This is a genomic window from Ruminococcus sp. CAG:57, assembly GCF_000435935.1.
In the GTDB taxonomy this organism is placed as follows: domain Bacteria; phylum Bacillota; class Clostridia; order Oscillospirales; family Ruminococcaceae; genus Hominimerdicola; species Hominimerdicola aceti.
This window is the reverse complement of record NZ_FR890710.1, coordinates 6,119-13,416: the sequence shown is the minus strand read 5'-3', so window position 1 is coordinate 13,416 and position 7,298 is coordinate 6,119. Positions and strand designations below refer to the sequence as shown.

Here is a 7,298-nt window from a genome sequence, read left to right as displayed (position 1 = left end):
TCGCCCGCCTTTCAATAGATATTTGACAAAATAAAAGCGGACGAGTTCTTTTCGTCCGCTTTTTGCATATGCCTATTTTTTGTTTTTTAGCCGAAACTGTGAGGGGGTCATGTTGTATCGCCTTTTGAACTGCCGCATGAAATGCACGTCATTTTCGTATCCGCATACAGCGGCAATGTTTTTCACTGTCATGTCAGTGCTGAGAAGATAGTATTCAGCGTTTTTCATTCTCGCACATAGTATATCCTCATAACAGCTCACACCGAAGCGTGAGGTGTAAAGATACTGAAAGTGTGAGGGGCTTACGCTGAGAGTTTTCGCCATATCGGCAATGTTCCTGCTCCCGGAGGGGGAGCTGTAGATGTCAGCCCTGAGCCGCTCAAGTGCGTCAGCGTAGTGACTGCGCTTTCTTGGCGGCTGACCGCTCTTGCTGAGAGAATATTCCTCTCCAAGTCTTATGAGCAGCATTCTGAGCATAAGCTCGATATAATCCTCACGCCTGCCGCTTTCAGATAAGCTGAGTCTGCTTATGGTGGATAAGATATCCTCAGTTTTCTCTGCGTCTGATAACATAAAAATCGTATCATATGGGAGTGAATAGTCACGGGTGAGCGTATCGTCGCAATCAAAATGAAGCCAGTGGTTTATGTAAAATCCCTTGCAGGCACGGTATATCTGCTCAGTGCCTTTTTTGTATAGTATTGCGCTGTCAGGGGAAACTGAGTATTCCCTGCCGTGCAAACGCACCACCGCAGAGGATTTGAATATAAGCAGAAGATTATCCCCCGAACCGTTTGGACGGCGTATATCAAAAGACCCGTCATGGCTGTAGTTTAGTCCCAAAGCGTGAAGTTCCATAGGTTTTCCCTTTCTAATTTCGTATGATGTATCAGTATAATAATAGGATATATCATTGTTGTTTTTTTGTCAAGTGATAAAATATAATTGAAACTAAAATCATATACATCAAGGAGGTCACAATGAAGAATATTTCAATGCTTATCAATACCGCAGACAAACGTTCCCACATCAACCCGGAGATATACGGACACTTCTCCGAACATCTTGGCAGATGTATCTATAACGGAATGTACGTTGGCGAAAATTCTGAGATACCGAACATAAAAGGCGTAAGAAAAGACGTTATCGAAGCTTTCAAGGAGATAAAAATGCCTGTTCTCCGCTGGCCGGGCGGCTGCTTTGCAGACGAGTATCATTGGAAGGACGGCATAGGCGAAAAAACACAGCGCAAGAAAATGATAAACACCAACTGGGGTGGCGTGACGGAGGATAACTCTTTCGGAACAAATGAGTTCTTTGACTTGTGCGAGGAGATAGGCTGTGAACCGTATCTTGCAGGAAATCTCGGAAGCGGCACTGTTCAGGAGCTTTCCGAGTGGATAGAATATATCACCTTTGACGGTGTTTCGCCTATGGCTGACTTGAGAAGAAAAAACGGCAGAGAAAAGCCTTGGAAGCTTAAATATCTTGGTATAGGCAACGAAAACTGGGGCTGCGGCGGCTCGATGCGCCCTGAGTATTACTGTGATGAATACAGAAGATATCAGAGCTTTTGCAAGAATTTCAGCGGCAATGAGCTTTACAAAATTGCCTGTGGACCAAATTCCAACGATTATAACTGGACGGACGTTGTAATGTCAAACCTTGGGGAGTGGCACACAAAGGCTATCTCTTTGCACTATTACACCGTTCCTACAGGAGATTGGAACAAAAAGGGCAGTGCAACTGAGTTTTCAGACGAGGAGTATTACGAAACCATATCAAAAACTCTATATATGGACGAGCTTATAAAACGTCACAGCGAGATAATGTCACGCCGTGATCCAGAGGGTAAGATAGGTCTTATAGTTGACGAGTGGGGCTGTTGGTATGACGTTGAGGAGGGCACAAACCCAGGTTTCCTCTATCAGCAGAACACAATGCGTGACGCTATCGTGGCGGCTTGCAATTTGAACATCTTCAATAACCACAGCGACAAGGTAGTAATGGCAAACCTTGCGCAGGCAGTGAACGTTTTGCAGGCTCTTATCCTCACAGAGGGCGAGAAAATGGTAAAAACGCCTACATATCACGTCTTTGACCTTTTCAAAACTCATCAGGGCGGCGAGCTTTGCTATAGCCATGCCGACAACTGTCAGGCAGGCGGCAAGATTCCGATGATATCACAGTCTGCCTCAGTAAAGGACGGCGTCCTCACTGTCACTATAGCGAACTGCTCTATAGATGATGACGCTCATATCTGCTGTGATATAGCAGGAGAAAATTATCAGAACATTAAGTGCAGGATACTTGACAATGAAGTAAGGGACTATAATGATTTTGATAATTGTGATAAGGTCGCACCAAAAGAGTACAGTGCGAAAATGACAGAAAAGGGCTTTGAGATAGACCTGCCAAAATGCTCCGTTGTAGTTGTGACAATGAGATAAGGACTATAAGGAGAGTCAAAAATGACAGTAAAAGATAAAATTTTGCAGGGAAGAACATATCTTGGCATAGAACTTGGCTCAACAAGAATAAAGGCTGTTCTTATAGACGATAGCTTTTCTGTTATCGCATCAGGGTCGAAGCAGTGGGAAAACCGCTTTGAGAACGGCTGCTGGACATATTCTCTTGATGATATCCACGGGGGCATACAAGCCTGCTATAAAGACCTTGCAGAAAACGTAAAGGCACAGTATGGCATTTATCCAGAAACATATGGTGCAATGGGTATTTCTGCTATGATGCACGGCTATATGGCTTTTGATAAGAATGACAAGCTTCTTGTGCCTTTCAGAACATGGCGCAATACCATGACAGCTCAGGCGGCAGGAGAGCTTACAAAATTGCTGGGCTTCAGTATCCCGCAGCGTTGGAGCATCGCTCATCTTTATCAGGCGGTGCTTAACAAAGAAGCCCATGTTCCTTATATCGCTTATATCAATACCCTTGCAGGCTATGTGCACAAAAGGCTTACAGACCGCTTTGAAGTTGGCGTTGGCGAAGCTTCAGGTATCTTCCCTGTGGAGGGCATAGGATACAAAAAAGAGTATTGCGAGCCTACAGAAAAAAGCCTTGCTGAAAAAGGCTTTGACCATAAGCTGAAAGATATCCTCCCTGCTGTGAGAAATGCAGGGGAAAAGGGCGCAGTTCTTACAGAGGAGGGCGCAAAGTTCCTTGACCCTGAGGGACGCCTCAAAGCAGGCGTGCCGGTCTGCCCGCCTGAGGGTGACGCAGGCACAGGCATGGTGGCAACGGACAGCGTGCTGAAAAAGACCGGAAACATCTCCGCAGGCACTTCCATATTTGCAATGCTCGTCCTTGAAAAGCCACTTAACGGTGTTTACGAGGAGATAGACGTTGTTACCACCCCTGACGGCTCGCCTGTGGCAATGGTGCATTGCAATAACTGCTGTTCAGAGCTTGACGCATGGGTGAATATGTTCGGTGAGTTCGCAAAGCTCACAGGCAGTGAGATAGACAAGAGCAGGCTTTATGAAACTCTCTATAAAAACGCCATGACAGCCGACAGCTCATGCGGTGGCGTGACAGCCTATAACTGTCTTTCGGGCGAACCTGTTATAAAGCTTGACGAGGGCAGACCGATGTATTTCCGCACTCCCGACAGCACTTTGACCTTGGGCAGCTTTTTCAGAGCACAGCTTTATTCTTCTTTCACCGCACTGAAAATAGGCATGGATATCCTCTTTGACAAAGAGCAGGTAAAAGCTGAAAAGATAACAGGTCACGGTGGACTTTTCAAGGTCAGCGGAGTGGCTTCACAGCTTATGGCAGACGCACTTTCTACCCCTGTTTCAGTAATGAAAACAGCAGGAGAGGGCGGTGCATGGGGCATGGCTATCCTTGCGGCATATATGGAGCTTTCAAATGGCGAAAAGCTTGCAGACTTCCTTGACAAAAAGGTGTTCGCAGATATGGAAGTGACAACTTCTCAGCCTGAGCAGACAGGCTCAGAGGGCTATAAAACATTCCTGGAAAGATATAAAAAGGGATTGGCGGCAGAAAAAAGCGCACAGTTCTGAAAAAAATCATAGAAATTCATAGATAGATCGTAGGGGCAACCTGAGATCGCCAACCAACCAACCGTCTGCTCAGACTGTCGGTGAGCTATTCACTTGGACGGAAAATGGGCAGACAAAAGGTGCATTTACCAAATCAGCGAAAGGAGAATTTTATGCTTGAAGAATTAAAACAGCAGGTGTGCGAAGCAAATCTGCTTCTGCCGAAATATGGACTTGTCACATTCACATGGGGAAATGTTTCTGCTATCGACAGGGAAAAGGGACTTGTAGTCATAAAGCCCTCAGGCGTGCCATATGAGGGCATGACAGCCGATGATATGGTGGTAGTTGATCTTGAAAGCGGCAAGGTTGTAGAGGGAAAATATAAGCCTTCCAGCGATACTCCAACACATTTGGAGCTTTACAAAGCCTTTGATATCGGCGGAATAGTACATACCCACAGTCGCTGGGCAACGTCTTTTGCTCAGGCAGGAAAGGGCATAATACCAATGGGAACAACTCACGCAGATTATTTTTACGGCGAGATACCATGCACAAGAGCAATGACCCCTGAGGAGATAACAGGTGAGTATGAAAAGGAAACAGGCACTGTTATAATCGAGGCTTTCAAAGGCCTTGACGCAACTCAGATACCTGCCGTTCTGGTAAAAAGCCATGGCCCCTTTACATGGGGAAAGGACGCCGCAGAAGCCGTTCATAATGCAGTCGTTCTCGAAGAAGCCGCATTTATGAACTTCCACGCAATGATGCTGAACCCTGAGATAGGTCATATGCAGCAGGAGCTTCTTGACAAGCACTTCCTTAGAAAGCACGGAAAGAACGCATATTACGGACAGAATTGATGTCAATGCCTCAAAAAGCATGATATAAGTCCGTTGAAAAAATGAGTCAAATAACGGGCGAACACTGTTCGCCCCTACATATAAAAGATTTGTTTAGCACATCCTCGATAAAATAGCGCCCCGATTTTCTGGGCGTTTTTTTGTGCCTTTGCTCACATATTGTGCAAAATGTATATTATGTGTACGCTGATTTGTACAAAAGGGTAGTTTTTTGTACTTGTTATAAGTAAATTCTTGACTTATGTTTTAATAATATGTTATAATTAAAATAATGTCACGGTAATATTTATTGTGTCACAGCGGAAATGAATGGAATATAGTATAGATATTACCTCAAGGCAATGCCATGCAAGGTTTGCCTTAGAAACGAGGAACGGAGGCTTGTAATGAAAAAGCAAATTGATTACGGCAGCTATGCGTCCTATAAGGAAACGGTAAAGGGTCTTACAGAGAACCTGAAATCGCTGCTTGGATTGAGCGAGGAGATCGCTCTTGTCAATACTGCGGAATCTATTCGGGAAACATTGGAGAAAACTGCCGAGGAGCATTTTGAGGTCGCTATAGTGGGCGAGTTCAAGAGAGGAAAGAGTACCCTTATCAACGCAATGCTGGGTCAGGAGGTACTTCCTGCTGACGTGCTGCCTGCAACGGCTACCCTTAACAGAGTTACATATAGCGAAGAGCCGTATGTGCAGGTGGAATACAAAAACGGCAAAAGTGAAAGGGTGGATATAAACAAGCTGGAGGACTATGTAACAAAGCTTACGGCAGAGTCGGAGGAAAGAGCCGAAACTGTCAAGGAAGCCACTGTTTATTATGATACCGAGTTCTGTAAGAACAACGTGGATATCATAGACACTCCGGGTCTTAACGATGATGATCAGATGACCAACGTTACTCTGTCTATCCTGCCGAAAATAGACGCAGCCGTTTTCGTTATCAGTGCAAACTCCCCTTTCTCACAGTTTGAGAAAGAGTTTTTGGAAAAGAAAATGCTCACTTCCGATGTGGGAAGGATTATTTTCGTTGTAAACTGCTTCGGTACTTTCTCACAGGCAGACGAGAACAAGATAGTCGAAACTGTAAGAGGACGTATCGGAAAATACGTTATGGAAAAGGCTAAAAAGGTCATGGGCGAGGATTCCCGTGAGTTTGCGGTCTATAAAAGAAAGATAGGAACTCCGAGAGTTATCGGTGTTTATGCAAAGCAGGCTCTTAATGCCAAGGAAACAGGGGATAAGGAAGCCCTTGAAAAGAGTAACTTCCCTGAGTTTGAAAAGGCTCTTGAAACCATGCTCACAAAAGAGCGTGGCGTTATCGCATTGCAGATACTTGCAAATAAGATAACAAATTCGGGTACTGAGATACTCAGAAGCGTTGTTATGCAGGAAAACGCACTCATGATGGCTAACGATGAGTTCATGGAAAAGTATGACGAGGCTATCAAAGAGATAGGCGAGATAAGAAATAAGAAAAGACAGGAATTTGTCAAGATCAACGATGCCGCAAATCAGGTGTTCAATGACCTGCAGCCAGTTCTGGACAGCTATTGGACAAACATCGAGCAGACAGCTATGGAGGTTATAGACAACTTCCAGATGTCCTCTGACGATTTCAAGAAAGACCAGCTCAAGCTCGTTACCGCAAAGCTCACCGAGAAAATAAAGGAGAGCATAGAGGCAAGAGCGCAGATAATCTGCGAGCAGATACAGAATAGCATCAACTTCGCTGTTTCCTGTGAGGCTGAAAGACTTCAGGAATTTGAGGACGAGTTTTTCGAGTCCGTTACAAAGATACAGCAGATGTTTACTATCTCCGACAGAGTTTCAAAGAACGGCGGCGTAATGGATAAGATAATCGGCGTTGCTATCGGCTCTTACGGCGTCGGAGGATTGTTCCTGGGCTTCAGAGAGTCCGGCGTAAAGGGCGCACTTTTAGGCGGAGCAACAGGCTTTGCAGGATTTTATGCTACTTATTATACTGCTATATTCTTTGCAGGCTTCTTTGGCATCACCGCTACCCTGCCAGTGACCCTCTGCCTTATGGCTCTTGCAGGCATTGCAGGTACTTTTACTTCAAACTTTGCCGTTGATAAGATACTTGTTAAGGAAAGAATAGATAAGTATAAGTCAAACTTTAAAACTCAGGTGAGAAAGCAGTTCCACGAAATGAAGCTCAATAATGACTTCACTGAAACTGTTCGCCGTCAGGTATTCTCAGCATTTGAGGGTCTGAAGGGCAAGATCGAGAGCGAAACAGAGATAATCCTCCGTGATACTCAGGAAACACTTGATAATCTTAATGATCTTAAAACTGAAAAGAGCAACATTTCTCAGAAGGAAATGGAACGTCTCCATGATATTGCCGAGAGCGCAAGCGCTATAGTTCAGGAAGCATATCAGGTAAGACG

The 7,298-nt window shown here is 44.9% G+C and carries 5 protein-coding genes; 4 read left to right on the top strand and 1 reads right to left on the bottom strand.

The genetic code is table 11. The annotated features are described in order from the left end of the window. Positions 1 to 72: 72 nt before the first annotated feature. A complete protein-coding gene (locus QVO88_RS03575) occupies positions 73 to 858 on the bottom strand; it encodes an AraC family transcriptional regulator (RefSeq protein WP_022287153.1) in 786 nt (261 codons plus the stop codon). Between the two features lie 122 nt (positions 859 to 980). Between QVO88_RS03575 and QVO88_RS03570 the strand changes: the two genes are divergently transcribed. From QVO88_RS03570 to QVO88_RS03555, 4 genes are all read left to right on the top strand, one after another. Continuing rightward, the gene (locus QVO88_RS03570) at positions 981 to 2,450 is read left to right on the top strand and encodes an alpha-N-arabinofuranosidase (RefSeq protein WP_022287152.1); all 1,470 of its coding nucleotides are present in this window, start codon (positions 981 to 983) and stop codon (positions 2,448 to 2,450) included. Between the two features lie 21 nt (positions 2,451 to 2,471). After that, complete coding sequence (locus tag QVO88_RS03565) at positions 2,472 to 4,046, top strand: xylulokinase (protein ID WP_022287151.1); 1,575 nt, start codon at positions 2,472 to 2,474, stop codon at positions 4,044 to 4,046. 152 nt (positions 4,047 to 4,198) lie between these two features. After that, entirely contained in the window at positions 4,199 to 4,888 is a 690-nt protein-coding gene (gene araD / locus QVO88_RS03560) for an L-ribulose-5-phosphate 4-epimerase (RefSeq protein WP_022287150.1), read from the top strand. Between the two features lie 386 nt (positions 4,889 to 5,274). After that, positions 5,275 to 7,298, top strand: a 2,024-nt coding sequence (locus tag QVO88_RS03555) for a dynamin family protein (protein WP_288177752.1), incomplete at its 3' end; no start/stop codon positions are given.

Bases quoted from the DNA above. Each gene is read 5' to 3' on its own strand.
- QVO88_RS03575 (WP_022287153.1), bottom strand. From the start codon at position 858: ATGGAACTTCACGCTTTGGGACTAAACTACAGCCATGACGGGTCTTTT.
- QVO88_RS03570 (WP_022287152.1), top strand. From the start codon at position 981: ATGAAGAATATTTCAATGCTTATCAATACCGCAGACAAACGTTCCCAC.
- QVO88_RS03565 (WP_022287151.1), top strand. From the start codon at position 2,472: ATGACAGTAAAAGATAAAATTTTGCAGGGAAGAACATATCTTGGCATA.
- araD (WP_022287150.1), top strand. From the start codon at position 4,199: ATGCTTGAAGAATTAAAACAGCAGGTGTGCGAAGCAAATCTGCTTCTG.